The sequence below is a fragment of the Massilia sp. Root418 genome (genome assembly GCF_001425265.1).
Lineage (GTDB): Bacteria > Pseudomonadota > Gammaproteobacteria > Burkholderiales > Burkholderiaceae_D > Rugamonas.
On sequence record NZ_LMEC01000001.1, the window covers coordinates 1,086,500 to 1,111,932 of the forward strand.

General features: G+C 64.8%; 23 protein-coding genes and 2 tRNA genes. 3 read left to right on the plus strand and 22 right to left on the minus strand.

Going from position 1 to position 25,433, the window contains the following annotated elements; genetic code table 11:
• Window positions 1-15 precede the first annotated feature (15 nt).
• The 9 genes from ASC94_RS04510 to ASC94_RS04550 form a co-directional block, all read right to left on the minus strand.
• On the minus strand, window positions 16-4,668 hold the full coding sequence (locus ASC94_RS04510; protein ID WP_056391288.1) for a pilus assembly protein: 4,653 nt from the start codon (window positions 4,666-4,668) through the stop codon (window positions 16-18).
• Between the two features lie 24 nt (window positions 4,669-4,692).
• Window positions 4,693-5,304, minus strand: a complete 612-nt coding sequence (locus tag ASC94_RS04515; RefSeq protein WP_056391291.1) for a hypothetical protein — start codon at window positions 5,302-5,304, stop codon at window positions 4,693-4,695.
• The gene (locus tag ASC94_RS04520; protein WP_056391293.1) at window positions 5,292-6,482 is read right to left on the minus strand and encodes a PilW family protein; all 1,191 of its coding nucleotides are present in this window, start codon (window positions 6,480-6,482) and stop codon (window positions 5,292-5,294) included. Before ASC94_RS04520 ends, ASC94_RS04515 begins: the two co-directional genes overlap by 13 nt.
• Window positions 6,482-6,925: a hypothetical protein gene (locus ASC94_RS04525; RefSeq protein ID WP_056391296.1), complete on the minus strand. Its 444-nt coding sequence runs from the start codon at window positions 6,923-6,925 to the stop codon at window positions 6,482-6,484. Before ASC94_RS04525 ends, ASC94_RS04520 begins: the two co-directional genes overlap by 1 nt.
• Window positions 6,926-6,932: 7 nt before the next feature.
• On the minus strand, window positions 6,933-7,580 hold the full coding sequence (locus tag ASC94_RS04530) for a Tfp pilus assembly protein FimT/FimU (RefSeq protein WP_056391298.1): 648 nt from the start codon (window positions 7,578-7,580) through the stop codon (window positions 6,933-6,935).
• Window positions 7,568-7,993, minus strand: a complete 426-nt coding sequence (locus ASC94_RS04535; protein WP_056391301.1) for a type IV pilin protein — start codon at window positions 7,991-7,993, stop codon at window positions 7,568-7,570. The genes ASC94_RS04530 and ASC94_RS04535 overlap by 13 nt, the downstream gene beginning before the upstream one ends.
• A 112-nt stretch (window positions 7,994-8,105) precedes the next feature.
• The gene (locus tag ASC94_RS04540; RefSeq protein ID WP_082616156.1) at window positions 8,106-9,476 is read right to left on the minus strand and encodes a sensor histidine kinase; all 1,371 of its coding nucleotides are present in this window, start codon (window positions 9,474-9,476) and stop codon (window positions 8,106-8,108) included.
• Entirely contained in the window at window positions 9,469-10,176 is a 708-nt protein-coding gene (locus tag ASC94_RS04545; protein ID WP_056391307.1) for a response regulator transcription factor, read from the minus strand. The genes ASC94_RS04540 and ASC94_RS04545 overlap by 8 nt, the downstream gene beginning before the upstream one ends.
• A 96-nt stretch (window positions 10,177-10,272) precedes the next feature.
• Window positions 10,273-10,632 carry a hypothetical protein gene (locus ASC94_RS04550; RefSeq protein ID WP_056391310.1) on the minus strand — a complete coding sequence of 120 codons (360 nt, stop codon included), beginning with the start codon at window positions 10,630-10,632 and terminating at the stop codon, window positions 10,273-10,275.
• 187 nt (window positions 10,633-10,819) lie between these two features.
• Here ASC94_RS04550 and ASC94_RS04555 point away from each other — a divergent pair, with 187 nt between their 5' ends.
• The gene (locus tag ASC94_RS04555) at window positions 10,820-12,877 is read left to right on the plus strand and encodes a methyl-accepting chemotaxis protein (RefSeq protein ID WP_056391313.1); all 2,058 of its coding nucleotides are present in this window, start codon (window positions 10,820-10,822) and stop codon (window positions 12,875-12,877) included.
• Here the strand turns inward: ASC94_RS04555 and ASC94_RS04560 are convergent.
• Entirely contained in the window at window positions 12,874-13,200 is a 327-nt protein-coding gene (locus ASC94_RS04560) for a hypothetical protein (RefSeq protein ID WP_200955542.1), read from the minus strand. The two genes, ASC94_RS04555 and ASC94_RS04560, sit on opposite strands and share 4 nt — an antisense overlap.
• Window positions 13,201-13,488: 288 nt before the next feature.
• On the opposite strand from ASC94_RS04560, the gene ASC94_RS04565 reads away from it, so the two are divergent.
• On the plus strand, window positions 13,489-14,301 hold the full coding sequence (locus tag ASC94_RS04565; RefSeq protein ID WP_056391320.1) for a Crp/Fnr family transcriptional regulator: 813 nt from the start codon (window positions 13,489-13,491) through the stop codon (window positions 14,299-14,301).
• On the opposite strand, the gene ASC94_RS04570 is transcribed toward ASC94_RS04565, so the two are convergent.
• The 12 genes from ASC94_RS04570 to ASC94_RS04625 all read right to left on the minus strand — a co-directional run bounded on the left by ASC94_RS04570 (window position 14,204) and on the right by ASC94_RS04625 (window position 24,874).
• The gene (locus ASC94_RS04570) at window positions 14,204-15,715 is read right to left on the minus strand and encodes a CHASE3 domain-containing protein (protein ID WP_056391323.1); all 1,512 of its coding nucleotides are present in this window, start codon (window positions 15,713-15,715) and stop codon (window positions 14,204-14,206) included. The two genes, ASC94_RS04565 and ASC94_RS04570, sit on opposite strands and share 98 nt — an antisense overlap.
• Before the next feature lie 117 nt (window positions 15,716-15,832).
• Window positions 15,833-16,465 carry a response regulator transcription factor gene (locus tag ASC94_RS04575; protein ID WP_056391326.1) on the minus strand — a complete coding sequence of 211 codons (633 nt, stop codon included), beginning with the start codon at window positions 16,463-16,465 and terminating at the stop codon, window positions 15,833-15,835.
• A gap of 151 nt (window positions 16,466-16,616) precedes the next feature.
• A complete protein-coding gene (locus tag ASC94_RS04580) occupies window positions 16,617-17,024 on the minus strand; it encodes a MerR family transcriptional regulator (protein WP_056391329.1) in 408 nt (135 codons plus the stop codon).
• A 13-nt stretch (window positions 17,025-17,037) separates the two neighbouring features.
• Window positions 17,038-17,385, minus strand: a complete 348-nt coding sequence (locus ASC94_RS04585; protein WP_056391332.1) for an integration host factor subunit alpha — start codon at window positions 17,383-17,385, stop codon at window positions 17,038-17,040.
• A gap of 153 nt (window positions 17,386-17,538) precedes the next feature.
• Window positions 17,539-19,965, minus strand: a complete 2,427-nt coding sequence (gene pheT, locus ASC94_RS04590; protein WP_056391335.1) for a phenylalanine--tRNA ligase subunit beta — start codon at window positions 19,963-19,965, stop codon at window positions 17,539-17,541.
• A 133-nt stretch (window positions 19,966-20,098) separates the two neighbouring features.
• Complete coding sequence (gene pheS / locus ASC94_RS04595) at window positions 20,099-21,115, minus strand: phenylalanine--tRNA ligase subunit alpha (protein WP_056391338.1); 1,017 nt, start codon at window positions 21,113-21,115, stop codon at window positions 20,099-20,101.
• 99 nt (window positions 21,116-21,214) lie between these two features.
• Window positions 21,215-21,574: a 50S ribosomal protein L20 gene (rplT, locus tag ASC94_RS04600; protein ID WP_028833836.1), complete on the minus strand. Its 360-nt coding sequence runs from the start codon at window positions 21,572-21,574 to the stop codon at window positions 21,215-21,217.
• Window positions 21,575-21,599: 25 nt separating this feature from the next.
• Complete coding sequence (gene rpmI, locus ASC94_RS04605) at window positions 21,600-21,797, minus strand: 50S ribosomal protein L35 (RefSeq protein ID WP_008449407.1); 198 nt, start codon at window positions 21,795-21,797, stop codon at window positions 21,600-21,602.
• A 177-nt stretch (window positions 21,798-21,974) separates the two neighbouring features.
• Window positions 21,975-22,520 carry a translation initiation factor IF-3 gene (gene infC, locus ASC94_RS04610; protein ID WP_082616157.1) on the minus strand — a complete coding sequence of 182 codons (546 nt, stop codon included), beginning with the start codon at window positions 22,518-22,520 and terminating at the stop codon, window positions 21,975-21,977.
• A 29-nt stretch (window positions 22,521-22,549) separates the two neighbouring features.
• Entirely contained in the window at window positions 22,550-24,457 is a 1,908-nt protein-coding gene (gene thrS, locus ASC94_RS04615) for a threonine--tRNA ligase (protein WP_056391344.1), read from the minus strand.
• A 202-nt stretch (window positions 24,458-24,659) separates the two neighbouring features.
• Window positions 24,660-24,736 (minus strand) — tRNA-Val (locus ASC94_RS04620).
• A gap of 61 nt (window positions 24,737-24,797) precedes the next feature.
• Window positions 24,798-24,874, minus strand: a tRNA-Val gene (locus ASC94_RS04625).
• Between the two features lie 108 nt (window positions 24,875-24,982).
• On the opposite strand from ASC94_RS04625, the gene ASC94_RS04630 reads away from it, so the two are divergent.
• Window positions 24,983-25,429 carry a cache domain-containing protein gene (locus ASC94_RS04630; protein ID WP_162251393.1) on the plus strand — a complete coding sequence of 149 codons (447 nt, stop codon included), beginning with the start codon at window positions 24,983-24,985 and terminating at the stop codon, window positions 25,427-25,429.
• Window positions 25,430-25,433: the final 4 nt, after the last annotated feature.

Here is a 25,433-nt window from a genome sequence, read left to right on the forward strand (position 1 = left end):
CTCAATCGATCTTGCTCAATCGATCTTGATCCTGCGCCAGCCGGCGCGGTGCGCGGCAGTCGATTCCAGCTCCACCAGCGGCCGGGTCAGGGTTTCGCCCTTGGCGGTGGTGGTAATCATCTTCAGCTCGCCCTTCGGCAGGCGCACGATGATGAAGCCCACCGCCGCCGAGGTGTTCGACAGCGTGCTGCCGGCTATGGTGCCCAGCGCCGCGTTGCCGTTGCAGACATTCACCGCGTAGGCGTTGCTGGTGCCGCCCACCGAGCACGACGAGGACGAGGTGGGCAGATTGGTGACCACATTGGCCACGCCGCTCACCACTTTCGGGTCCAGGTTCATGCGCTCGCCCTGGTTCAGCGACCAGTCGAAATACCAGCCGTTCTGCGTCACCAGGTTCACCGGGTTGCTGGTGATGCTGTAGGTATTGGTGTTGCTGCTCGCCCCCTGCAGCGACAAGGTCTGCTGGACCATGCCGGTGCCGCGCGCTGCGATGCAGGGCGTGCTGCTGCAGGTGTCGGCGTCCTTCACCAGGTACAGGCTTTGCAGGTCGATGTTGACGGTGTCGGGCACGTCCAGCAGGCGGCCGGTGCCGAACAGCACCACACGCTGCGCGAAATCGCTGCTGAGGCCGGTGTCCGGGTCGGTCCGGGTGGCCGCGCACAGCGTGACCTCGGGCCGGGTGGTGATGGGCTGCAGCGGCCCGGCGTCGGACATCATGCGCACGGTCAGCGCGGCCACGTCGAAGCGCCACAGCTGGCCCTGGTTGTCGCCGCCGTACACATAGGTCACGGCCGGGTCGGTGGCCGGATTGTTGGTGATGGCGGTGATCTTGGCCAGGCCGGACGGGGTGGTGGTGCTGCCCGCGCCGGTATCGATCTTTTGCAGGATGGCGCCGGTGGCCACGTCGATGATGAACAGGAAACCCCTGCCGGTGCCGCCGGCCACGCCGTCGATGCCGGGCACGTTGTTGTAGCCGGAGGTGACGAACACCACCCACTGGCCGCGCCAGGTGCCGAACTGCGGATTGCCGAAGGTCAGGCCGAGGTCGGGGTCGGCGTGCGCGCAGACCGTGCTGTCGGCGCAGGTTTCCCACAGCGCGCGCGGCGCGGTGGGATCGGTCACGTCCAGCGCGTAGTAGCCGCGTCCGCCGCCGTTCAGGCCGGCCACCAGCACGGTTTTCCAGGCGCCGCCGATTTCCACGTCCGCCACTTCGGGCGAGCCGTCGGTGGTGAACTGGTGGTTGGTGCCGTAGGTCGTGCTGGCCAGCGCGTGCAGTTTCTTCATGGTGATGCGCGGCACGTAGGCCCACAGCTCGTGCCCGTCCGAGGCGCGGAAGGCGTGCAGCATGCCGTCGTTGGCGGCGGTAAACACGGTGGGCACGCGCTCGGCGGTCCACTTGGTGCGGTAGGCCTGGTAGGTGGCCGAGGGGTAGCCTTTGCGCGGCTCGCGCAGGTAGGCAGGCTTGGACGAGGCAATGTCGCCCAGCACAATGGGCACCGGGCCGGCCTGGCCGGCCGGGGTGTGGCCGGTGAGGCTGTAGGCGCGGAAAATCTCGTCGTTGGCATAGGTCTGCTCGCCGCGCAGCCAGTTGACCAGGTTGGCGCCGTCGTTGACCGTGGCGCGCTCGGCCGTGGACAGCAAGGTGCACTGCGCCAGCGCGATGCACTTGTTGCTGAACCAGCCCTGCATCAGCGCCGAGGCGCCCATATTGGCATAGCGGAACTCGGTCAGCGTGGTGGTCCCGGCCGGGTCCAGCATGTAGATGCTGCGCCCGCCCGAGGCGGCCGGGGTGCCGCCGGTGCCGGCAATCGCCTGCGGGCCCACGGTGTCCGAGCTGATCCAGACCGGCGTGGTGCCGACGATGCCGGTCGACGGGTCGATCTTCTTGTCCGACAGCTCGCCATACCATTTCACGGTGGTGAACGTATCGGAGAAGATGTCGTTGTCCTGCAGCGAAATATTGGGGGTCGACGTGGCCGCTGCAGCCGCAGCGCCCACCGACACCTGCATATTGGCCAGCGCCGAGGCCAGGCCTTCCACGACTTCCTTGGGCTCATTGGCGCTGAAGTACTTGCCGTGGCCGGCAATGGCCGCGTGCCACAGGTCGTCCACCCGCTCCTGCACGGTGCTGGCGGTGCTGCTGGTCTGCGGGTCCGGCCACACGTAGGCGCCGTTGTTGTTCCACGGGCAGCCCGAGGCGGCGGCGGTGATCAGGTTGTAGAAGTCGCCGCCCGGCTTGGGCGCGGTGTCGTAGTTCGGCTCGTACGTCATCACGCCGTCCATGCCCAGGCCCAGCGTGTAGGTGTTCATGTGCAGGTGGGTGTTCTCGCCGCCGGCCGCCGGCACCTGGCCGGGCTTGCTCATGTCCGGCTCCAGCGCGGGCCGCAGCGACACGGTGCCGGTGCTGGAGCCGCCGTTGTACCAGTGCAGCGCCACGTCCGAGATCGACGGCTGGGCCTGGTCGCGGCGGTCCACGCAGCCGCGCGCCTGGGTGCAGAAGCGCGACGGGCTTTCCACGTTGTCGTTGTTGACCACGTTGGCGGTGGTGCTGCCGTTCCAGTAGCCGTCGGTGGTCAGTATCAGGAAATTGGGCTGGCAGGGGAACTGCACTACTTCCTGGCCGGCCGGGTACTCGTAGGGGCTGAGGTTGGCGTACATGCGTCCCACGTTGTCCATTGCCGCGCGGATCGGCGTGGAGCCGCTGGTGGTGGTGTTGTACAAGGTGGCATACCAGGTGGTGCGCGCAGTGCCGGCGAAATCGGCCGGTTTCATGTCGATGGCGCTGCCCACGGCGGCCCCCGACAGGCGCACGAAGCCCGCGCGGTAGTTGCTGTTGAGGGCGGCAAAAGCGATGCCGACCGAGGTCTTCATCATCTGCAGCCGGCTCTTGTAGTAGCTGTACCAGTTGGCGAAGTTGGTCATTTCCTCTTCGTAGGTACAGCTGCTGGCGCCGGCACAGTCCACCCGGTCGGCGCTCTTGGGATAGCTGGCGCCGCTGGTCAGGTTCACGCGCACGAAGGTGCTGGGCGGTTCGGTGCCGGACGAGATGGCGGCGGTGGTGGTGGGCACGGCCTCGCTGACGGCGCTGGCGCCGGCCACGTAGCCGGTGCCGGCGGCGAAGGCAAAGGTGATGCCGCTGACCGAGCCTGCCGACGGCGTGTTGGAATTGCCGTTGACCGCAGTGTCGACCAGGCAGATCCGGTTGGTGCCGCTTTGCGCCGCGCAAGTCGGGGTGACACCGTTGCCGGCCGCGTAGGCGCGGATGGTACCGCTGGTGCCGATGTCGGCGATGATGGAGGCGGCCACCTGGGCCGCAGTGCGGTTACGGCCCAGCGACAGGCTGCTCACCAGGGTGTTGCCGCCCCAGCTCAGGCTGGACAGGCTGGGCGAGCCGGAATTGGCGGTGCTGCCGGACACGGTGACCACGGCGGTGGGCGACACGCGCACCACGGCCGGGGTCACCGTCACGCTGGGCGCGTTCACGGTAATGCCCCAGCCGGCGCGGCTGTTGTCGGAAATGGGCAGGCAGGTCGCTTGCGACTTGGTGCCGCTGCACACCACGGCAATCACCGCCACCACGTTCTCGGCCGTGAGGGTGATGCCGTAGCTGGAACAGGCCGGCACGGTGCTCTGGCCGATCGGCGTTTTCACGCAGGCGTAGTACTGGTTGGTCAGGCCGGTGCGCGCGATGATGCTGGCCGCCAGCGCGCTGGCCATGGTTTGCTGCTTGAGCATGGTGTTGGTGCCGTTCGGCGCGGTCACCGTGCCGCTGGTGATGGTGCGCGCCGTGCTCGGGTCCGGTATCGTCACGCTGCTGATGGTCATGGACGCGCTGCTGGACGAGGCGCCGACGGCGATGGTGCCGAATGCGGCCGTGCCACCGCTGGCGGTGGAGTAGCGCGGGTAGATGTAGTTGCCCACGCGCTTGGTCTGGCAGTTGATCAGCGTGGTCTCCCTGCACCAGCGCACCTTGACCGGCACCGGATAGCCGGCCGGGGCCGTGGCGCCCGCCGCGGTGGACTTGCAATTGGTCCCGGTATCGTCGGTGCAGAACTCCGCCACGCCGATGTTGAAATAGTATGGACTGGTCGAAATCGCCACGGCGCTGCGGTAGGTGGCGTTCGGGTAGGTGTAGGTGGCCGTGTTGACGCGGCAGTCGCTGGTGTTGTCCGGGTCGCACCACTTCAGGTCGGGAAACTCGGTCAGCAGGTTGATCTCGGTATCGGTGCCGGCGTACAGGTTGCGGTTGTAGACGCCGAAGCCGTCACTGACCACCCGGGTCCAGCCGCTGGTGTTGGCCGAGGTCTGCTCGTTGTAATAGGTGCCGTCGGCCCTGATCGGCGGCTGGTAGCGGATCTTGGGGTTGTAGTACTGGCGGTTGAAATCGGCGGCCATGAAGGGTGGATGGCCGACGTTGCAGGACATGGTGCCGTTCGACAGCTTGGCGCCCGAACGGCACAGGTTGTCGTTCACATAATCGGGCGTGTAGTGCTGCTCCATCGAGCCGGAATTATCGAACAGCAGCATTAGGTTGGGCTTGACGGTGCCGGTGCCGGCGATGTTCAGCAGCGGCACCTGGGCGATCTGCGTGGTACCGGCCCAGGCGGACGGCGCCAGGAGGGCCAGGAGGGCCAGCCGGCAGGCCAGGGGGAAAGTGAGCTTGTTCATGATTGGGTCCTGTCTCTACGGGCCTTACGGCCCCATCATCACCACGGATTGCGTGACCACGTTGCCGCCGCGCGCGCCGTAGATGCGCGCCGTGATCACGTAGTGCAGCTCGGGCATGGTGGCGTATTCCGAGCGGTCGGTCGACAGGCTGGCGCCCAGGCCGGCCGGGCTGGCCACCTTTTGCTTGGCGGCCGACAGCGTGCAGTTGTTGGCCGGGGCGGTGGAATTGTAGGCGCCCGGCAGCATGCACATGCGGTGGATCACATACTGCACGGTGTTGTTGGCGCCGTCCTGCACGGTGGCCGAGCCGGCCCAGAAGTCGGGATGGTTCACGCCCCGGTTGGGCGCCATGCTGGCCACGTAGCCGGCCGCCGGAATGTCCGCCACCAGCGCCGTCTTGGGCTGCGAAGCGAGGAACTGGAATGCCGTGTGCAGGCCCAGGTCGGCCGCCTTGGCCAGCGCCGAGTCGTACGCCAGGTTGCTGGTGGTCATGGTGGTGGAATTGGTCGAGCGCAGCAGGTATATGCTGCTCAGCATCATCACGGCCAGCATGATCAGCATCACCGGCAGCGCGATGCCGCGCTGCCGCGCCAAGCGTACCGGGTGCAGACGCCCCGCATTGCTCAGTTGTCCCATGATGGCCTCCAGCCCGCGTTGCGGATAGGGATGATGGTTTCGAACGCGCGGTAGCGGTAGCACTTCCAGCTGATGCTGTCGTTGGCCTGCGCCACCTCCACCGTCACCGGCACGGCCGTCACGCTGGCCGGACTGGCGCTGGCGAACACCACCGGCTTCTCGGTGGTGGCGCTGCACTGGCCGGTGGCGGCGGACGGCTTCTCCGGCACCTTGCTGCGTGCCACCACCGCCACCCGCACGGCGGCCACGCGCTGGTAGTCGCCGGGACTGCCGGTGACGGCGTCGCCGTCGGCGTTGATCATGGTGTTCGACCATTGCGCCACCTGCAGGCCGGTGGCCGCATTCAGGGGGCCGGTCGCAAAGCCATACTGGGCCTTGAGCGCGACGATGCCCTCCACCACCGTCGAACGCGCCGCCGCCGCGCCGGCCAGGTTGGAGGCGCGCAGCATCAGCACGCTGTTCTGCACCGACCAGGTGTGCAGCGCCAGGTTGCGCGCCGGCCCCAGGTTGTAGACGCGCGCCAGGTTGGCGGCAAATGCCGCGCCCAGGCCGTTGCGGTTGTAGCGCGCCTCGGGCGAGGCCGTGAAGGTGAGCACGGTGCCGAGCGGCGTGGCGGTCAGCTGGGCCAGCGCGCAGTCGCCGCCGCGCGGCTCGGGCACCACGATGACCGCGTCGCCGCTCAGGAAGCCGAACGGCGCGGCGGTGGAAATGCTGAGCGTATCGGCGCCGCCGTAGACGTCACTGACCTTGACCGAACCGATGCCGGAAGGCGAGCTGCCGGCATTGAGGCTCAGCTCGTCAGAACCGTTGGCGTTGTTGCGGATCACGACTGCGGCCATCGGCGAGATGGCCACCCCGCCCCGGTCCGCCGCAGGCAGCGCGTAGCCGGCCGTGTCGGAAAAGACGGTGTTGCAGCCGGCAATCAGGTCATCATTCATGCCCCAGCCGGCCTGGGCGGCGTCCTCGGTGATGGAAAACAGCGCCAGCATGCCGTTCTGCATCTGGTCCGAGCCGCCCAGGGACACGGATTTGTTCTGCTCGGAGCCCACGATCAGGCGCGTGGCGAACATGATGGCCAGCATGCCGACCGTGACGGCCACCATCAGCTCGACGATGGAAAAGCCGCGCGCCGCCAGCGCGGCGGGACGATGCGGCGTGCGATGGAATTTCCGCTTCATCAGCTCGCCCTCGCAATATAGGAAGTGAGCACGTGGCGGTTCTCGGCGCCGCCCGTCTTGCGCGTCCAGCGGATGCTGATCTCCACCATGGTGGTGGTGGCGTTCTGCGGCACTAGCCGCACCGACACGATGGCGCCGGGGATCTGGGCCCGGGTGTCGGCAAGCCAGGGCGCGACCGCCGGACCGGCGGTGCCGTTTTCCGCCAGCGCGTAGCTGGCCAGGTTGGGCAGGTCGTTGCTCATGATGCCGAACAGGCGCTCGCCGGCGATGGTGGCCTCGGCGCGCATGCTGGCATCCGACAGCGCCGAATACGAGCGCGCCTGCAAGCCCACGGTGCCCAGCAGGCCAATGGCCAGGATGAGAATGGCGATAATGGCTTCCAGCATGGCGATGCCGCGCTGCTGGCCGCGTGCGCGCCGGGCGCGCTGTCGGGAGGGAGTCATGGCATCCTCAGGGTGGGCAGGCGCGCGAGTCGGGCGCCAGCAGGACGGGGTTGCACTTGATGGCCATGCCCGCCAGCGACACGGCCACCGCCACCGGGGGGATTTCGCCGGCGTGCTGCCCGGCCGGATCGAGCCGGATCCGGCTCAGCCGGTCGGCATAGCCGGTATCGACCCAGCCCAGCGAGGTGAAGTACACGGCCGAGCTGCCTTCCGGCTCCAGCCGGGGCGCCAGCTGGTCGGTCTGCGGCAAGGCGTCGGCCGGGCGCAGCACCGACTTGTAGCCGTTCGCGCCCTGCGGATCGAAAGCCGCCACCTCGGTGGTGGTGGACCAGGTGCCGCTGCTGTCGTTGCACGGCACGCCGGGCGAAGGGAAGCACAGGTCGACCTGCCAGTCCATCTGGCCGTTGTTTACGTTGGGGGTCAGCACGATGCGGCTGGCCGCGTTGTGCAGCACCGCCTGGCGCCGCGCCATGGCGAAGCCGTCGGCATAGAATTCTCCCGCTGACACCACCTTGTTGCCGCTGATCCAGGTGGCCATGCTGGGGATGCCGATCGCCGCCAGCACCGCCAGGATCACCAGCCCCACCATCAGCTCGATCAGGGTAGTGCCGCGCTGGCCGGCCGGGGCGCCGGCGTGCTGTCTCAGTTGCTGCATAAGCCACCCGCGCGGTCGATCCAGCAGTTGCTGCTGGTGCCCCACTCCGGCGTGGCGGTGGTGGCGCGGCCGCCGTTCTGGTCCACCGTGTAGGAAAAGCCGGCCGCCTTGCCCTTGCCGGTGGCCGTGATCACGTAGGCCGAGGCGCTGGCATTGTCGGACAGCGAATAGTCGAAGTTGGCGCTGGAGGCCGGGAAGTTGCTGGCGTTCTGGAAGCCCGCATAGCTGCGGGTGTTGGCCCAGTACTGCTCGGCCGCCGGCTGCGCGCCGCCCAGCGCGGTGAAGGCCTCGGTCAGCCGCGCGCGCACCACGTACTTGGTGTAGGCCGGCAGCGCCACCGCCGCCAGGATGCCCACCACGGCCACCGCAATCATGACCTCGATCAGCGTAAAGCCTTTCTGCGTGCGTTTCATGGTGGTGTGCTCCCGGGTTATGTTGTCATGAGTCATGACCGCATGGTAGCGCCCCTAGCTTGCATTTCCCTGAAGAAATACTGACAAATTCCTGACAAGCGCACAGTCGCGCTCAGCGCGGCGGAAATCTGACCGAAAACAGCGCCCCCTGCCCGCCCGCCGCCGTGTCGATGGCGATGCGGGCACCGTGGGCGGCCGCGATGTCGCGCACGATGGCCAGGCCCAGGCCGCTGCCGGCCACCTTGTCGTCCAGCCGTACGTAACGCCGGAACACCGCGTCGCGCAGCGCCGGCGCAATGCCGGGGCCGGAATCCTCCACCTCCAGCACGGTGCCGCCGGTGCGCGCGCCGCCGCCCTGCTCGCCCGCCAGGCAGCGCACCGTGACCGTCCCGTACGCGGGGGTGTAGCGGATGGCGTTGTCGATCAGGTTGTCGATCAGGTCGCGCAGCAGGAAGCGGTCGCCCAGGACTGCGGCCGGCTGCAGTTCGAAGCCCAGGTCGATGGATTTGCGCGCCGCCTGCTCGACGAAATGCTGCACCGTCTCCTCCACCAGGGCGTTCAGCGCCAGCGGCTCCAGCCGGGTCTTCTCGAAGTGGCTGGGTTCGGCGCGCGCCAGCGCCAGCAGCTGGTTGGTCTGCCGTATCATGCGCTCGGTGGAGAGCAGCATCAGGCCGATGGAGTGCGCGGTATCCGGCTCGGCGTGGCGGTTGCCCAGCCATTCGAGCTGGGTCTGCAAGCCGGCCAGCGGCGTGCGCAGCTGGTGCGCCACATTGGCCAGGAAGTCCTGCTGCGCCTGCGCGCCCTCGCTGACGCGCGCCAGCAGGCCATTGAAGGCGGTCACCACCGGCGCCAGTTCGTAGGGCACGTCCGCCTGCTGGATCGGGGCCAGCTGGTCGCCGGCGCGCGCGTTCAGGCCGGCGCGCATGCGGTCCAGCGGGCGCAGGGCATTGGTGACCGAGAACCAGATCAGGCCGACGCACGCCACGGTGAACAAGCCGTCCAGCAGCACCAGCGCGCGGAAGATCGCCTGCCTCACCTGGCTGCGCTGGCGCAGCGTGCGCGCCACGCCGACATGGACGGCGCCGGGCATGCCGGCAGCCGGCGGCGCGGCGACCCGCAGCGTGGCTATACGCACCGGCTCGCCGCGCATGGCGCTGTCATAAGCCGGCGCGGCGGACAAGGCCGGAAAATCGCTGTCGCCGGCCACCAGGCGGCCGGCGCTGTCGCGCACCACGAAATAGACCGGGTCGGCCTCGCCGTTGCGCAGCACGCGCTCGGCCTGCGGCGGCAGGTCGATGCGCCAGGCGCCGCCCACCACCGACAGGCGCGCGCCCAAGGCGCCGGCGGCGTCCGACAGGCTCTGGTCGAAAGCGGTCTGCGCCGGCAGCCAGGCCAGCATATAGGTCAGCGCGCCGCCGGCCAGGTTGATCAGCAGGATGGGCGCGATCAGCCATTTGAGCAGGCGCAGCCGGATGCTAGGCATGCGGCGCCAGCTCCAGCATGTAGCCAAAGCCGCGTATGGTGCGGATGCTGACGCCGGCGTCGGCGATCTTCAGGCGCAGGCGGGAAATGTAGACTTCCACCGCGTTCTGGGTCATGTCCTCGCCCCAGGGCAGGATGGCGTCGATGATCTGCTGTTTGGACACCACCCGCGCACCGTGCTGCAGCAGGTATTCCAGCACCGCCCATTCGCGTGCGGACAGCTCGATGAAGCGGTCCTTGACGCGGGCGCGCTTGGTGTCGCTGTCCAGCGCCAGGTCGCCCATGGCCAGCGCGGCGGCCTTGGGCGCATTGCGGCGCGCCAGCGCGCGCAGGCGCGCCACCAGTTCCGGGGTGGCGAAAGGCTTCACGAGGTAGTCGTCCGCGCCCAGTTCCAGGCCGCGCACCCGGTCTTCGATGGCGTCGCGCGCGGTCAGCAGCAGCACCGGGATGGCGCTGCCGCGCGCGCGCAGGCGGCGCACGACTTCGAAGCCGTCGATGCCGGGCAGGCCGATATCGAGCACCACCACGGCCGGCTCGGCCGGACCGGCAGCATGGGCGGCGTGGGCCGATCCGGCGCGCTGCAGCCGCGCGTCGGCCTCGGCGCCGCTATGCAGCACGTCCACCGCCATGCCGTGGCCGCTCAGCACGCGCTGCAGGCCGTCGGCCAGCACTGCGTCGTCTTCCACCAGTAATACGTGCATAGCCTGCCTCATGATTTCGCGCAGTCAACTGCGCCTGCAGGCACTATAAGGGCAAGCACGGCCGATGTACAGCCGTGCCGGGGGAGCAAGGCCCGCTCAGCCGAGCGGCCGGCGGCGGGTGCGCACGCGGGCGCCGCTGCCGTCGGCCATGGTGTAGGGCTTGGTGATGGACAGGCGGTACATCAGCACGTCGCCCGCCACGCACGCCAGCAGCGGCACCATCAGCATGGCCGCGTCGATGCGCTCCAGGCTGGCGGCAAAACACACTTCGAAGAACAGCAAGGCGACCATCACGCAAGTACAGGCGGCCAGCGACAGGAAGCAGGCGGCTTTCACCAGCTTCGATTTGCGTTTTCCCGAGGCGACGAAGTACGCCGCGCTGATGCAATGGATCAGCAGCAGCAGCACGCTGCCCAGGTAAAAATACAGTTTGACGTCGACGACCGCGTTCTCCACGCTCTCTCCAATAACATATTCACATCAAAAGCAACAAAACTTCCCACGTGGAAAATTCTACCAAGAATGACAGATTTCGCGTCAGAAAATCTTACAAATCGTCACGCCAGCGTGGATTTAATTCACGACGCTGTCACATTTGGCGCGCACCATTGCGTCACGGCAATTTATAGACAGCGAAACATTGATGAATACCCTACTCCGCCCCGCCATCGCGCTGATGCAGCGCCTGCGCCTGTTTCCCAAGTTCATGCTGGTGACCCTGGTCTTCCTGTTGCCGCTGCTGCTGGTGGCCACCCTGCTGATGCGCGAGCTGCACAAGTCCCTGGAAGTGACCGAGCGCGAACAGCTGGGCGTAGCCTACATCGGCCAGTTGCAGCAGCTCAGCGAGCTGGCCCAGCAGCACCGCACCCTGGAGCGCCTGCGCCTGGCCGCGCGCCAGCCGCTGGACGGTGCCGCGCTGCGGGCCGCCATCGAGGCCCGCCTGAAGCGGCTGGACAGCTGGCAGCAAGACGGCGGGCTGGCTGCGGCCGGCATGGCCGGCCTGCCGGAATGGACGGCGGTGCGCCAGGCCTGGAAGGCGCTGGCCGAGCGCCAGGCCACGCTGGACGCCAGGGACAGCATGGCGCTGCACGGGGCGCTGCTGGCGCGCGTGACCAGGCTGAACGCGTCGGTAGCCGACCGTTCCAGCCTGAGCCTGGACCCCGAAGTACAGACCCATTACCTGATAGGCGCGTTCCAGAAAGCGCTGCCGGACGTGGCGGAAGACCTGTCCGTGCTGACCGCGCGCGGCGCCGCCTACATCGACAGCGGCCTGTTCGAAGGCAATGAGGACCAGCTGGTGAACGCCACGGCCATGCTGGCGCGCCACCAGCTGGAACGCCTGCCGGCGCAGGCCGACGCCATCCTGCAGCACAACCCGCAGCTGAAGCCGGCGCTGCAGCCGCACCTGGCGGCCGTGCCCGCCGCGCTGGCCTTTTTGGAACGCAACAAGAATGAAGTCAGCAACTCCTACAACCAGACCAGCGGCAAGGAATTCAGCGCCGCCGGCAACCAGGCGATCGGCCAGCTGTACGGCTTCGCGGCCGCCTCGGCCAGGGCGCTGGACCAGCTGCTGGCCGAGCGCAGGGCGCGCGACCTGCTGCGCCGCAACCTGATGCTGGCGGCGCTGGGGGCCACGCTGGCCGTGGCGGCCGTGCTGTTTGCCGGCTTCTACCTGTCCTTTGCGCGCGACGTGGGCAGCCTGAACCGCGCCGTGCGGGCAGCGGCGGCCGGCGACCTGACGCTGGACATCAGCTCGCCTGCCCGCGACGAGATCGGCAGCCTGGTCAACGCCTTCGGCACCATGACGCAATCGCTGGCATTGCTGGTGGAAGACATCCGCAGCGGCGCCGGCCGGATTGCCGACGGCGCCGATCAGCTGGCCGGCGGCAACACCGCCCTGTCCGGCCACACCGAAGCGCAGGCGGGCGACCTGTCGGCCACGGTGGCCTCGATGCGCGCGCTGACCGCCACCGTGCAGCGCAACGCCGCGCACGCCGAACGCGGCCGCCTGCTGGTGCAGAGCGCCTCCGACATCGCCCAGCAAGGCGGGCGCAGCGTGGCGGCCGTGGTCGACACCATGGCCGGCATCCGCGCCAGCTCCGACAAGATCAGCGACATCATCGGCGTGATCGACGGCATCGCCTTCCAGACCAACATCCTGGCGCTGAACGCGGCGGTGGAAGCGGCACGCGCCGGCGAGCAGGGGCGCGGCTTTGCCGTGGTGGCCGGCGAAGTGCGCAGCCTGGCGCAGCGCTCGGCTGCCGCCGCGCTGGAAATCAAAAAGCTGATAGTCGATTCGGTCAAGGAAGTGGAAGCCGGCAGCGCGCTGGTAGACTCGGCCGGCGCCACCATGCGCCAGGTGGTGCAATCGGTGCAGCAGACCGCCGCCATCATCGAGCAGATCAGTGCCGCCGAAGCGGCGCAGCGCGGCCAGATCGAGCAGGTCGACCACGCGCTGGCCCGCATCGACGACATGACGCGCCAGAACGGCGCTCTGGTGCGGCAAGCGTCGGTCGGCGCGGACTGCCTGCACCAGGAAGCGGCCCAGCTTGGCCAGGCGGTCAGCCGCTTCCGGCTCGACGGCCAGGGCGCCACGGCGGCGCCGCGCGGCGCGCTGCTGGACACCGTCGCCCCGCCGCACGCACGCAGCGCCAACAAGCCCAGCATCGTCTCGCGCAAGCGCGAGCGCCTGCTGGGCTAGCTTCCCGCGAACGGCGTGCCGAACACGCCGACCGCCAGTTCCGCCCACACCACGGCCAGCAGCAGCGCCAGCGCCAGGCCGACGGCCAGCCGGCGCGGCGCGCTGCGCACCATCCGCGCCGCCAGCACATAAGCCATCCCGGTGCCTGCCAGCAGCAGCCCGGCGACGGCGAAATCGCCCCCGCTCCAGTCCACTTCCGCAGTGAAGCGCATTGCCACCAGCGGCACCAGCAACAACAGCCCCGTACCCAGCGCCACCGCCAGCATTTGCCGCCCCAGCGGTGCCCCGCCGCCACGCCTGCCTCGTTCGTTCAGTGATCCCATCTTGCCCTCCCCTGGTTGAATCCGGCCATCCTAGCGCCGCCATGTGAAGCCGGCGTGCGTTTCCTGTGAAGTCCCTGCAGGCCCGCTATTTATTTCCGTAGGACTAGGCTGACAAGGCGCCATGCATCGAGCCTACACAGGGGCGGTGCCCCGTCTTATGTTCGTAAAGCACATACGGACCTAAAGTGCTAACAACGCGATGGATAAAGTGGAGCGAGAACAGAAGCCCACCTGGAAATGGCAAACCGGCATCCACCGCTGCCCCGTACTTAGCCTGTGAGGAATAAAATGAACAACACTCAACTTAGCAGCGATACCGCAAAACAGTCGCTCTCCCAGACGATGCCAGTCGGCTCGCGGGAATACAAAGTTGCGTCCCGGCCGGTTGTCAGCTATAGCGGTACACAGCAGAATGAACTGCTGGCCGCCTTGCCTCGTGAAGTCCTGGAATCCCTGTTTGAACACCTGGAACTGGTGACCTTGCCGTTCGGCAAGGAGCTGTTCGAGTTTGGCAGCAAGCTGGAAAACGTGTATTTCCCGACCACCGCCATTGTTTCCCTCCTGTACGTGATGGAGGATGGCGCCACCACCGAGATTGCCGTGGTGGGCCATGAAGGCGTGGTGGGCGTCTCGATGTTCCCCGGCGAACGCGCCATGTGCAGCGCGGTGGTGCAAAGCGCCGGCTACGGCTACCGCCTGAAAGCGCAGCACCTGCGCGAAGCCTTCAACCAGGGCGGCGCCCTGCCCCAGTTGCTGATGCGCTACAACCACGCGCTGTTTGCCCAGATGGCGCAAAACGCCGTCGGCGGCCGCCACAGCTCGATCGAACAAAAGCTGTGCCGCTGGCTGCTGGACCGCCTGGACCGTTCGCTGAGCAATGAACTGAAGGTGACCCAGGAAATGATTTCCATCATGCTGGGCGTGCGCCGCGAAAGCATCACCGCCGCCGCCGGCAAGCTGCAGGAAGACGGCCTGATCACCTACCGCCGCGGCAACATCACCGTTATTGATCGTTCAGGCTTGGAACGTTATGCGGGCGAGTGCTATAAGGTGGCGAAGACGGAGTACGATCGCCTGCTGGTGGACGTGGCGGGCTGCTAGGCCCGCGGCGCACCGTCACATCGACCTCGGCGCGCAGCGGAATATGCACTTCGATACAGGTCCCCTTGTCGCTGCGGCCGCGCCGTATCGTCAGGGTTCCGCCCAGAAGCAGTGCCCGCTCGCGCATGCCAAGCAAGCCATGCGACATCGGCTTCACCAGCGTGTTCGATTCGATGCCCACCCCGTCGTCGATCACGCGCAGCACCAGCAGCTCCTCACTGCACTGCAGCGTCACGATCACCTTGGTGGCGCGCGCATATTTGCGGATGTTGGTCAGCGATTCCTGCACGATGCGGAACAGGGCAATGGCCAGGCTGGAATCGCGGCCCTTGGCCACGCTGTCGATATGGCTGGCGATATCGGTCTCGCACGGCAACGAAGACATGCGGCTGAATTCCTCGCAATAGCTTTCGATGGCGGCGCACAAGCCCAGGTTGTCCAGCAGGCTGGGGCGCAGGTTTTCAATGATGCGGCGCTTCATCTCCACCGCTTCCAGCAAGGTGGCGCGGGCGCGCTTGAGCTGGGAAGCCAGCTCCGGATTGGTCTTTTGCAGCTGGTGCATGACAGCGCCCAGGTCCATGCTGATGGAGGTCAGGTGGGCGCCCATTTCATCATGCAGCTCGCGCGACAGGCGCACTTTTTCCTCTTCGCTGATGCTGATCAGGTGGCGCGACAGCACCGACAGCTGCTCGGTACGCTGCGCCACCATGGATTCGAGGTTGTCGTTGGACTGTTGCAGCGCGTGCTCCACCGCCGCCTGGTTGCGGAAACTGCGCCGCACCAGCTGGTAGAACATGATCAGTACAAAAATGGCGACCGCATTGATGCCGGTGCCCAGCAGCACGGCTTTCTGGTATTGCTGGTAGAAGCTGGCGCTGCGCGCGGCCAGCGTTTCGTTCTGCTCCTGCACCATGATGACGACCAGCAGGCGCAGCTCGTCCATCGAAGCCCGGTCGTCGCTGACCTTGGCGATGTTGACGATCTCTTCCAGGCCGCCGTGGCGGTAGACTTCGATCGACTCGCTCATCAGGGCCAGCTTGCGCCGCACCACGTTGTGCAGCTGGGCCAGGTTTTTCAGCTGCGAGGGGCTGTCGGCCAGCAGCAGCTCCAGTTCCTTGAATTCGGTTTCTGTTTCCACCGTGACGGTGCGGGTCGGGCCCAGATAGGATTCCTTGCCGGACACAAAGTAGCCGCGCATGCTGCTCTCGGCGTCGAGCACCAGCACGTTCAGGTACTGCAGCCGCTCAGCCACACGGGAAGACTGGCTTAACAGGAAGTTGGCGCCCTTTAGCGACTGCAGGTTGTGAAACAGGCTGAATCCGTTCACGATCAGTATCAGCGCGCAGGTCACGCACAATACGGTCTTGTACAGGGGCAGTCTGTGGTGGGGCGCCGCGTCGACGGTGAAATACATCCTGATAGGCATCCTTCGCTAGATGAGCAGCCGTTATGGCAGGGCCATTATAGACCCTGCCGTTTTTTGCTGCGCCGCATCAGTTTCCTAACGTGCGCGCCGGAACGGCGCCTAGCTTCAGTCCAGCAGGTTGTTTTTCATGGCGTAATAGGTCAGATCGCTGTTCGATTGCAGCCCCATTTTTTCCATGATGCGGGTACGGTAGGTACTCACGGTCTTGATGCTGAGCGAGAGCGCCACGCCGATGTCGCTGACGGTGGCGCCGCGCGCCAGGCGCAGGAACACCTGGAACTCGCGGTCCGACAGCTCCGTGTGCAGCGCCGTGTTGGGGTCGCGGTCGAAGCTTTGCGCCAGCAGCTCGCCCACTTGCGAGCTCACGTAGCGGCGGCCCTGGTGCACGGTGCGCACGGCCGTGATCAGCTCGTCCGCCTCGCATTCCTTGTTCAGATAGCCGTTGGCGCCCATCTTGAACAGGTTCAGGGCGTACTGCTGGGCCGGATAGCCCGACAGGATCAGCACCGGCAGGTCCGGCTGACCCTGGCGTATGGTGCGCAACGTGTCAATGCCGGACTGGTCCGGCATGGCGATGTCCAGCAACAGCACGTCGCAAATCTCGCGGCGGGCAATGTCCAGGGCTTCGCGCCCGGTGCTGCCTTCCGCTACTACACTGAAATCGTCCGCAGACGAAAAAATCTGCTTGAAGCCGGCTCTAACTATTTGATGATCGTCACATATGGCAACGCGTATCATGTGTTCCCTCGTGTCTTCCTTGCATGGGAAAGTCCCCGCGCTTCCGCTAACAAAATAATAATCTTATTATTGTAGCACTGCTATTCTACGCGAAAAAAAAGGCGCTTGCGGCGCGCCTCTGCTGCCGCCCGCCACCGAGCCGCCCGGCTGGTCAGCCAAGCAGGCCGAGGATGGCAAGCAGTTCGCTGCGTATCATGTCCCGGTCCAGCGGCGGCGGCGCCGTGACAGCCGGCGCCTCGCGCTCATAGCCACCATCATACCCTGCCTGCGCAGGATCGGCGCTGCGGCTATCGAGTTTGTTGCGCGCACCGCTGATGGTGAAGCCCTGTTCGTATAACAATTCCCGTATACGGCGTATCAGCAGCACTTCATGGTGCTGGTAATAGCGCCGGTTGCCGCGGCGCTTGACCGGCTTGAGCTGGGTGAACTCCTGTTCCCAGTAGCGCAGCACATGCGGCTTCACGCCGCACAGCTCACTCACCTCGCCTATCGTGAAATAGCGCTTGGCTGGAATCGGCGGCAACACCACCAGTTCGGACTTGCCTGGCCTATCGTTCATGCTGCTGCCTCACTCAGGCGGCACGCGCCATGGGACTGCTTTCCTCGACCATGCTTTTCAGCTTCTGGCTGGCATGGAAGGTGACCACGCGGCGCGCCGTGATGGGGATTTCTTCGCCCGTCTTCGGATTGCGGCCCGGACGCTGCGGCTTGTCGCGCAGCTGGAAATTGCCGAAGCCGGACAACTTGACGGCCTCGCCGCGCTCGAGCGCATTGCGGATTTCGTCAAAGAAGGTTTCCACCATGTCTTTGGCTTCACGCTTGTTCAGTCCAACCTGCTCGAACAGCAACTCTGCCAGCTCCGCCTTGGTCAGCGTCGGCATGTCCTTTTCCGCTTCCTGGCGCACCTTGGCCACCAGCATCGCGCTGTGCAGCTCGGCGTCCAGGGCGGATTCGAGTACGGCGGTATCAACGTCGTTGTTATTAATTTTGCTGCCCTGCCTATAAAAAGAACAGGAATCCGGCGAGCGCCGGATTCCGGGGTGGCATATTGCCCGCTGTGGCTTACGGCCCGCTTAAGAACGCAGTTTGGCGCCGTGTTTTTGCACCGCCGACTCGGCCAGCGCACTCATCACAGCGTCCACCACATCGTCCTGCAGGGTATTTTGAGTATCTTGCAAGCTAAAGCGGAAAGCAAGCGATTTCTCGTCCGCGTCCAGCCCTTTGCCGCGATATTCATCAAACAAAACAATGGCTTGCACCAGCTTGCCGTGCGCGTGGCCGGCCTGCGCAGCGGCAAATGCGTCCAGCAGATCCTGCGCCGGCACGGCTTGCTTGACCACCAGCGCCAGATCGCGCGTGGCGCCAGGGAACTTGGAGATCTCGCTGTATTTTGGCACATTGCGTTGCTGCAGAGCAACTGCATCCACTTCGAACAACACCGGCGCCTGCGGCAGATCGTATTTCTGCAGCCAGCGCGGATGCAGCTCGCCGATGAAGCCGATCACTTTGCCGTCCAGCTCGATATTCGCCGAGCGGCCGGGGTGCAGCGCCGGGTGCACAGCCTTGCTGAAGCGCAGCGTCTGCGGCGCGAACAGCTGTTCCAGGTCGGCCTTCACGTCGAAGTAGTCGACCAGACGGCTGTCCTGGCCCCACTGCTCGTCGGCCACCGGACCGTAGGCCAGCGCGGCCACGCGCTGCGGCTGGCTGTAGCCGGCCACGCTCAGCGGGCCGTCCTGCACCGAGGCGTCGCGCTGGTAGATGGCGCCCAGCTCGAACACGCGCACGCGGCTGGCTTTGCGGTTCAGGTTGTAGCGCACATTGGCCACCAGGCTGCCGATCAGCGAGGAGCGCATCACGCTCAGCTGGCTGGCGATCGGATTCTGCAGCTTGATCGGGTTGTCATTGCCGCTGAAGTCCAGTTCCCACTGGGCTTCCACAAAGCTCATGTTCACCACTTCCTGATAGCCGAGATCGGCCAGCTGGTGGCGCACGGCGAACAGCGAACGGGTGTTCTCGGGGGCGATGCGCATGGTGTTCGGGGCCACAGGCGCCACCGCCGGGATGTTCTCGAAGCCGTACACGCGCGCCACTTCCTCGATCAGGTCTTCCTCGATTTCGATGTCGAAACGGTAGGACGGCGCGGTCACGGAGAAGATGCCGTTATCCAGCGTGAAGCGCAGGCCCAGGCGGGTGAAGATGTCGGCCACCAGCGCGTCGGTCAGCGGCACGCCGATCACCTTCTGCGCGCGCGCCGTGCGCATCTGCACCGCCTTGGGCTGCGGCACGTTGACGATCTGGTCGTCCACCGGCCCCACCTGGGTGGCCGGCGTGCCGCAGATTTCCACCAGCAGCGAGGTGATGCGCTCGATGTGCTCGACCGTGGTGGCGTAGTCCACGCCGCGCTCGAAGCGGTGCGCCGCGTCGGTCGAGAAATTGTACTTGCGGGCCCGGCCCTGGATGGCGTTCGGCCACCAGAACGCCGCTTCCAGGTACACCGATTCGGTGTCCAGCGAGACGGCGGTGGCGTCGCCGCCCATGATGCCGGCCAGCGATTCGAGTTCCTTGTCGTCGGCGATCACGCCCACCCACTCGTCCACCGGGACGGTGTTGCCGTTCAGGAGCTTGAGCGTTTCGCCGGCTTTACCCCAGCGCACGTCCAGCCCGCCATGGATCTTGGCCAGGTCGAACACGTGCGACGGACGGCCCAGCTCCAGCATCACATAGTTGGAGATGTCCACCAGGGCCGACACCGAGCGCTGGCCGCTGCGCTCCAGGCGCTGCTTCATCCACTCCGGGGTGGCGGCTTTGGCGTTCAGATTGCGGATCACGCGGCCGGAGAAGCGGCCGCACAGGTCCGGCGCCGAGATCTTCACCGGCAGCACTTCCTGCGAGTTCACCGGCACGCTGCGGAAAGCCGGCATGGTCAGCGGCACGCCGGTCAGCGCGGACACTTCGCGCGCCACGCCCAGCACCGACAGGCAGTCCGCCTTGTTCGGGGTCAGCTTGATGGTGAATTTCAGGTCGTTCAGCGCGTAGTAGTCGCGGAAGTTCTGGCCCACCGGCGCGTCGTCCGGCAGTTCCAGCAGGCCCGAGCCCTCTTCCGACAGCTTCAGTTCCTTGGCAGAGCACAGCATGCCTTGCGACTCCACGCCGCGCAGCTTGCCCACCTTGATTTCAAACGGCTTGCCGTCAGCGCCGGGCGGCAGCACCGCGCCGGCCATGGCGCACACCACCTTCAGGCCCGGGCGCACATTGGGCGCGCCGCACACGATGTTGAGCAAGGTGCCGGTGCCCACGTCCACCTGGCACACGTTGAGGCGGTCGGCGTCCGGGTGCTTGGCCATTTCGCGCACGTGGCCCACGACCACATTGGAGAACGGCGGTGCCACCGGTTCGACTTCTTCCACTTCCAGGCCGGACATGGTGAGCATGTGGGCCAACTCGTCCGAAGTCATCTTCGGATCAACCAGGGTACGCAGCCAATTTTCAGAGAATTGCATAGTCGACTTTCGTTTATTCGTTTGTTCGGCGTTTCGGCGCGCCCGGCGGGTTACGGCTTGCAGCCCAACCCGCCCTGCAGTAGCGCGGTCACATCCGTAGGGCGGGTTGGGCCGAAGGCCGTCACCCGCCAGCTCAGTTGAACTGTTTCAGGAAACGCAGGTCGCCTTCGTAGAACAGGCGCAGGTCGTTGATGCCGTAACGCAGCATGGTCAGGCGCTCCAGGCCGGAGCCGAACGCGAAACCGATGTAGCGCTCGGGATCGAGCCCGAAGTTGCGCACCACCGTCGGGTGCACCTGGCCCGAGCCGGACACTTCCAGCCAGCGGCCCTTCAATGGACCGCTGCCGAACGCAATGTCGATCTCGGCCGACGGTTCCGTAAACGGGAAATACGAGGGACGGAAGCGCACCTGCAGGTCGTCGGTCTCGAAGAAGGCCTTGACGAAGTTCAGGTACACGCCCTTCAGGTCGGCGAAGCTGATGTCCTCGGCGATCCACAGGCCTTCGACCTGGTGGAACATCGGCGAATGGGTAGCATCGCTGTCGACGCGGTAGGTGCGGCCCGGCGCGATCACCTTGATCGGCGGCGTATGGCTGCGCGCGTAGCGCACCTGCATCGGGCTGGTATGGGTGCGCAGCAGCAGCGGCTTGCCGGTGCTGTCGTTGCCGTCCACGTAGAAGGTGTCCTGCATCGAACGGGCCGGGTGGTTTTCCGGGCTGTTCAGTGCGGTGAAATTGGTCCAGTCGGTTTCGATCTCGGGGCCGCCGGCCACGTCGAAGCCGATCGAGCGGAAGATTTCCTCCACGCGCTCCCAGGTGCGCATTACGGGATGGATGCCACCGCCGGCGCGGCCGCGGCCTGGCAAAGTGACGTCGATCTCTTCCCCGTTCAGGCGGGCTTGCAGCTGGGCTTCGGCCATGGCGTCGCGGCGCGCGGTCAGCGCGGCTTCGATCTGCACTTTGGCGGCATTGATCAGCGCGCCCTGCGCTTTTTTCGCGTCCGGGTCGAGCTTGCCCAGGCCCTTCATCATGTCGGTGATCTGGCCGGTCTTGCCCAGATACTTGGCTTTGGCGTTTTCAAGTGCGGCGGCGTCCGCGGCGGCGATAAAGTCAGCACGTGCCGAGACGACCAGTTCTTCCAGGGAGTTCATGCAATATCCTGTCGTGGAAATTAAAAACGGGGCACAGGTTCACACCTTGCCCCGCTCTCATGCGCTGCCGGAAGCAGCGCTACGCATCAAACGCTGATATTAGGCAGCGATTTGTGCTTTGACGGTGTTGACAATCGCGGCGAAGGCCGGCTTGTCCATCACTGCCATATCGGCCAGAACCTTACGGTCCAGCTCGATGTTCGCCTTCTTCAGACCGTTCATGAATACGCTGTACGTCACGCCATGCTCACGGGAAGCGGCGTTGATACGGGCGATCCACAGGCGGCGGAAGACGCGCTTCTTGTTACGGCGGTCGCGGTAAGCGTACTGGCCAGCGCGCATGACTGCTTGCTTGGCAATACGGTATACCTTGCTACGACGACCACGGTAACCCTTGGCCAGGTTTAATACTTTTTTATGACGGGCACGCGCAGTAACCCCACGTTTTACTCGAGGCATATTAGCTCCTTAAATGAGTGTGAGATTAAGCGGTAGGCATCATGCGCATGACGGACGTGACATCCGATGCGTTGATGTTACGGGTACCACGCAGCTGACGCTTGTTTTTGGTGGTCTTCTTGGTCAGGATGTGGCGCTTGAAAGCCATACCCGATTTAACAGTACCACCTGGACGCACGCGAAAACGCTTTTTCGCGGAGCTTTTGGTCTTCATTTTTGGCATAACACATCTGCCCTCTTACGGGCAGCTCCAAATTAACAGGATTGCAGGTGGCAGCACTACGCTGCGCTTAGAGGCCTGCTTTCACTTGTTGATGCAGCGGTCCGTCCTGCTGTTGGCCACTACATTTTGCGGAACGCGATTATACCCTAAGGTGTTCGCCATTCCGCAAATTCTTGTTTACTTCTTCTTTTTCGGCGCCAGGACCATGATCATCTGGCGGCCTTCCATCTTCGGGAACTGCTCAACCTGGCCATACGGCTCCAGGTCAGCTTTCAGACGCTCCAGCATGCGGAAACCGATATCCTGGTGCGCCATCTCACGGCCGCGGAAGCGCAGCGTGATCTTGGTCTTGTCACCTTCATCAAGGAACTTGATGAGGTTGCGCAGCTTGATATTGTAATCGCCGTCATCGGTGCCGGGACGGAATTTGACTTCCTTGACCGAGATGACTTTCTGCTTGAGCTTCGCTTCGTGGGCTTTCTTCTGCTCCGAATACTTGAACTTGCCGTAGTCCATCAGACGGCAGACTGGTGGATTCGCCGTTGGGGCGATTTCCACCAGGTCGACGTTCGCTTCTTCCGCCAGGCGGAAGGCTTCGGCCAGGCTCACGATACCGAGCGGTTCGTTTTCAACCCCGCTCAGACGCATTTCGGGAGCGGTGATTTCGCCATTGATGCGATGCGACTTGTCAGTAGCTATTGTAGTTTCCTTTAAAAATTCGATGAATGGCCGGTATGCGAGTTTCCTCGGGGTCAGGCTTTGTTGGCAACGTCCTGCTGGAGTCGCTCAACCAGGGCGTCGAGGGACATTACGCCCAGATCGACATTCCCACGTGCCCGCACGGCCACAGTATTGGCATCCCGCTCTTTGTCGCCGACAACAAGGATGTACGGCAGTTTTTGGACGGAATGTTCGCGTATTTTATACGTTATCTTCTCGTTGCGCAAATCGGTCTGTACGCGGAAGCCCTGTTTGCGCAGCTTTGCAGCCACATCGTTCACGTAATCGGCCTGCGCATCGGAGATGTTCAGCACCGACACTTGCACCGGCGCCAGCCACATCGGCAGCGCGCCGGCGTAGTTTTCAATCAGGATGCCGATGAAGCGCTCCAGCGAACCGACGATCGCGCGGTGCAGCATCACAGGCACCTGGCGCGAGTTGTCGGCCGCCACGTATTCAGCGCCCAGGCGCTGCGGCATGAAGAAGTCGACCTGCATGGTGCCGACCTGCCAAGGGCGGCCCAGCGAATCCTTCAGGTGGTATTCGATCTTCGGGCCGTAGAAGGCGCCCTCGCCCGGCAGCTCGGTCCATTCCACGCCGCAGGCGCGCAGGCCGGAGCGCAGCGCCTCTTCCGCCTCATCCCACACCTCGTCGGTGCCGATGCGGTTGTCCGGACGCAGGGCCAGCTTGACGTCGATATTGGTGAAGTCGAAGTCGGCATACACTTCCATGGCCTGGGTGTGGAAGGCCACCACTTCCGGCTCGATCTGCTCGTGCATGCAGAAGATGTGGCCGTCGTCCTGGGTGAAGCCGCGCACGCGCATGATGCCGTGCAGCGCGCCGGACGGCTCGTTGCGGTGGCACTGGCCGAACTCGCCGTAGCGCAGCGGCAGGTCGCGGTAAGAGCGCATATTGCTGTTGAAGATCTGCACGTGGCCCGGGCAGTTCATCGGCTTCAGTGCGTAGGAACGGTTTTCCGATTCCGTCACGAACATGTTTTCGCGGTAGTTGTCCCAGTGGCCGGTCTTGCCCCAGAGGCTGGCGTCCAGGATCTGCGGCGCCTTCACTTCCTGGTAGCCGTTCACCTGGTATTTGTTGCGCATGTACTGCTCAACCTGTTGCCAGATGGTCCAGCCTTTCGGATGCCAGAACACCAGGCCCGGCGCTTCGTCCTGGAAGTGGAAGAAGTCCAATTGCTTGCCGAGCTTCCTGTGGTCGCGCTTTTCCGCCTCTTCCAGCTGGAACAGGTACTGTTCCTGGTCTTCCTTCTTGGTCCAGGCGGTGCCGTAGACGCGCTGCAGCATCTCGTTTTTCGAGTCGCCGCGCCAGTAGGCGCCGGCCAGCTTCATCAGCTTGAACACTTTCAGCTTGCCGGTGGACGGCACGTGCGGACCGCGGCACAAGTCGGTGAACTTGCCTTCCGAGTAAAGCGACACATCCTGGTCGGCCGGAATGGACGAGATGATCTCGGCCTTGTAGTGCTCGTTGATCGACTTGAAGTAGGCCACGGCCTCGTCGCGCGGCAGCACCTTGCGGGTGACCGGCTCGTCCTTCTTGGCCAGCTCGGCCATTTTCTTTTCAATCGCCACCAGGTCTTCCGGCGTGAACGGGCGCTTGTACGAGAAGTCGTAGTAGAAGCCGTTTTCAATCACCGGGCCGATGGTCACCTGCGCGTCCGGGAACAGCTCCTTGACGGCGTAGGCCAGCAAGTGGGCGGTGGAGTGGCGGATCACGTCCAGGCCTTCGGGGTCGCGGTCGGTGACGATGGCGACGTCGGCATCCTGCTCGATCAGGAAGGAAGTATCGACCACCTTGCCGTCAACCTTGCCAGCCAGCGCGGCTTTGCCCAGGCTGGTGCTGATATTGGAGGCCACCTGGGCCACCGTTACTGGCGCGTCGAACTGACGCACGGAACCATCGGGAAGTCGGACTGCAACCATCATGCTCTCCAGTCGGCACAAATGCCGGATAGTGGGTGAAACGGATTTTTTGGGAAACTGCGGACGAAAAAAAACGCGGGCTAGCCGCGTTTTCTTCCATGTGATAGCGTGAGAAAGCCGGAGACTAGCGTTACTTACTAACCTTGGTAGTAGTTCGCGGTGTCATAACCGGATTGCCTTTCTCGCTCTTACATAATGTTGGTGGTGGGCGGTGAGGAATTCGAATCCCCGACCCCTTGGATGTCGACCAAGTATTCTAACCAGCTGAACTAACCGCCCTTTGTACTACCTCGTACTGCCTGGCACTACTTACTACTGAAAACCATCTTACTACATGTTCTGGTGGGCGGTGAGGAATTCGAATCCCCGACCCCTTGGATGTCGACCAAGTATTCTAACCAGCTGAACTAACCGCCCGAAGACCAGCATTATAGAGAGTGAAAATGGTCTCCGCAAGGGGCAAACGTGAAAACATTGCTCCAGCCCACTATGCTATATTTAGTTGTTAAGCAGAACACCGAGAACATGAAACAGTTGTTAATCTTCCTGGCCGCCGCGCTGTTCAGCCTGGGCGCCGCCGCCAGCGGCCACGGCACCCCGGCCGACGCCCTCACCCTCATCAACAAGACTGCCGCCCACATGGTGGACCAGGGCGCGGAAAAAACCTTCTTCGAAGCCAGCAATCCGAAAGGCCGCTTCATCTACCGCGACCTCTACATCGTTATTTACGACAGGCATGGTAAGGTGATGGCGCATGGGGCCATACCGCGCCTGGTGGGCCTCAATGTGTACGACTACCGCGACGAGGACGACAAGTACTTCGTGCGCGAGATCCTGGACAAAGCCAGCAAAGGCCAGCAAGGTCCGGTCGACTACAAATGGGTCCACCCGCTGACGCGGCAGATGCAGGCCAAATCGGCCTGGTTCCGCCAGGTGGGCCAGTACGTCATCACCTGCGGCACGTATAAATAACAGA

What these genes read in the sequence shown, in the direction of transcription:
- ASC94_RS04515 (WP_056391291.1), bottom strand. Translation starts at nt 5,304, where the DNA reads ATGGGACAACTGAGCAATGCGGGGCGTCTGCACCCGGTACGCTTGGCG.
- ASC94_RS04530 (WP_056391298.1), bottom strand. Translation starts at nt 7,580, where the DNA reads ATGCAGCAACTGAGACAGCACGCCGGCGCCCCGGCCGGCCAGCGCGGC.
- ASC94_RS04630 (WP_162251393.1), top strand. Translation starts at nt 24,983, where the DNA reads ATGAAACAGTTGTTAATCTTCCTGGCCGCCGCGCTGTTCAGCCTGGGC.
- pheT (WP_056391335.1), bottom strand. Translation starts at nt 19,965, where the DNA reads ATGCAATTCTCTGAAAATTGGCTGCGTACCCTGGTTGATCCGAAGATG.
- ASC94_RS04540 (WP_082616156.1), bottom strand. Translation starts at nt 9,476, where the DNA reads ATGCCTAGCATCCGGCTGCGCCTGCTCAAATGGCTGATCGCGCCCATC.
- ASC94_RS04555 (WP_056391313.1), top strand. Translation starts at nt 10,820, where the DNA reads ATGAATACCCTACTCCGCCCCGCCATCGCGCTGATGCAGCGCCTGCGC.
- rpmI (WP_008449407.1), bottom strand. Translation starts at nt 21,797, where the DNA reads ATGCCAAAAATGAAGACCAAAAGCTCCGCGAAAAAGCGTTTTCGCGTG.
- ASC94_RS04570 (WP_056391323.1), bottom strand. Translation starts at nt 15,715, where the DNA reads ATGTATTTCACCGTCGACGCGGCGCCCCACCACAGACTGCCCCTGTAC.
- ASC94_RS04520 (WP_056391293.1), bottom strand. Translation starts at nt 6,482, where the DNA reads ATGAAGCGGAAATTCCATCGCACGCCGCATCGTCCCGCCGCGCTGGCG.
- ASC94_RS04545 (WP_056391307.1), bottom strand. Translation starts at nt 10,176, where the DNA reads ATGCACGTATTACTGGTGGAAGACGACGCAGTGCTGGCCGACGGCCTG.
- ASC94_RS04510 (WP_056391288.1), bottom strand. Translation starts at nt 4,668, where the DNA reads ATGAACAAGCTCACTTTCCCCCTGGCCTGCCGGCTGGCCCTCCTGGCC.
- ASC94_RS04560 (WP_200955542.1), bottom strand. Translation starts at nt 13,200, where the DNA reads ATGGGATCACTGAACGAACGAGGCAGGCGTGGCGGCGGGGCACCGCTG.
- rplT (WP_028833836.1), bottom strand. Translation starts at nt 21,574, where the DNA reads ATGCCTCGAGTAAAACGTGGGGTTACTGCGCGTGCCCGTCATAAAAAA.
- ASC94_RS04525 (WP_056391296.1), bottom strand. Translation starts at nt 6,925, where the DNA reads ATGACTCCCTCCCGACAGCGCGCCCGGCGCGCACGCGGCCAGCAGCGC.
- ASC94_RS04535 (WP_056391301.1), bottom strand. Translation starts at nt 7,993, where the DNA reads ATGAAACGCACGCAGAAAGGCTTTACGCTGATCGAGGTCATGATTGCG.
- ASC94_RS04585 (WP_056391332.1), bottom strand. Translation starts at nt 17,385, where the DNA reads ATGCTGGTGGCCAAGGTGCGCCAGGAAGCGGAAAAGGACATGCCGACG.
- ASC94_RS04565 (WP_056391320.1), top strand. Translation starts at nt 13,489, where the DNA reads ATGAACAACACTCAACTTAGCAGCGATACCGCAAAACAGTCGCTCTCC.
- pheS (WP_056391338.1), bottom strand. Translation starts at nt 21,115, where the DNA reads ATGAACTCCCTGGAAGAACTGGTCGTCTCGGCACGTGCTGACTTTATC.
- thrS (WP_056391344.1), bottom strand. Translation starts at nt 24,457, where the DNA reads ATGGTTGCAGTCCGACTTCCCGATGGTTCCGTGCGTCAGTTCGACGCG.
- ASC94_RS04580 (WP_056391329.1), bottom strand. Translation starts at nt 17,024, where the DNA reads ATGAACGATAGGCCAGGCAAGTCCGAACTGGTGGTGTTGCCGCCGATT.
- ASC94_RS04575 (WP_056391326.1), bottom strand. Translation starts at nt 16,465, where the DNA reads ATGATACGCGTTGCCATATGTGACGATCATCAAATAGTTAGAGCCGGC.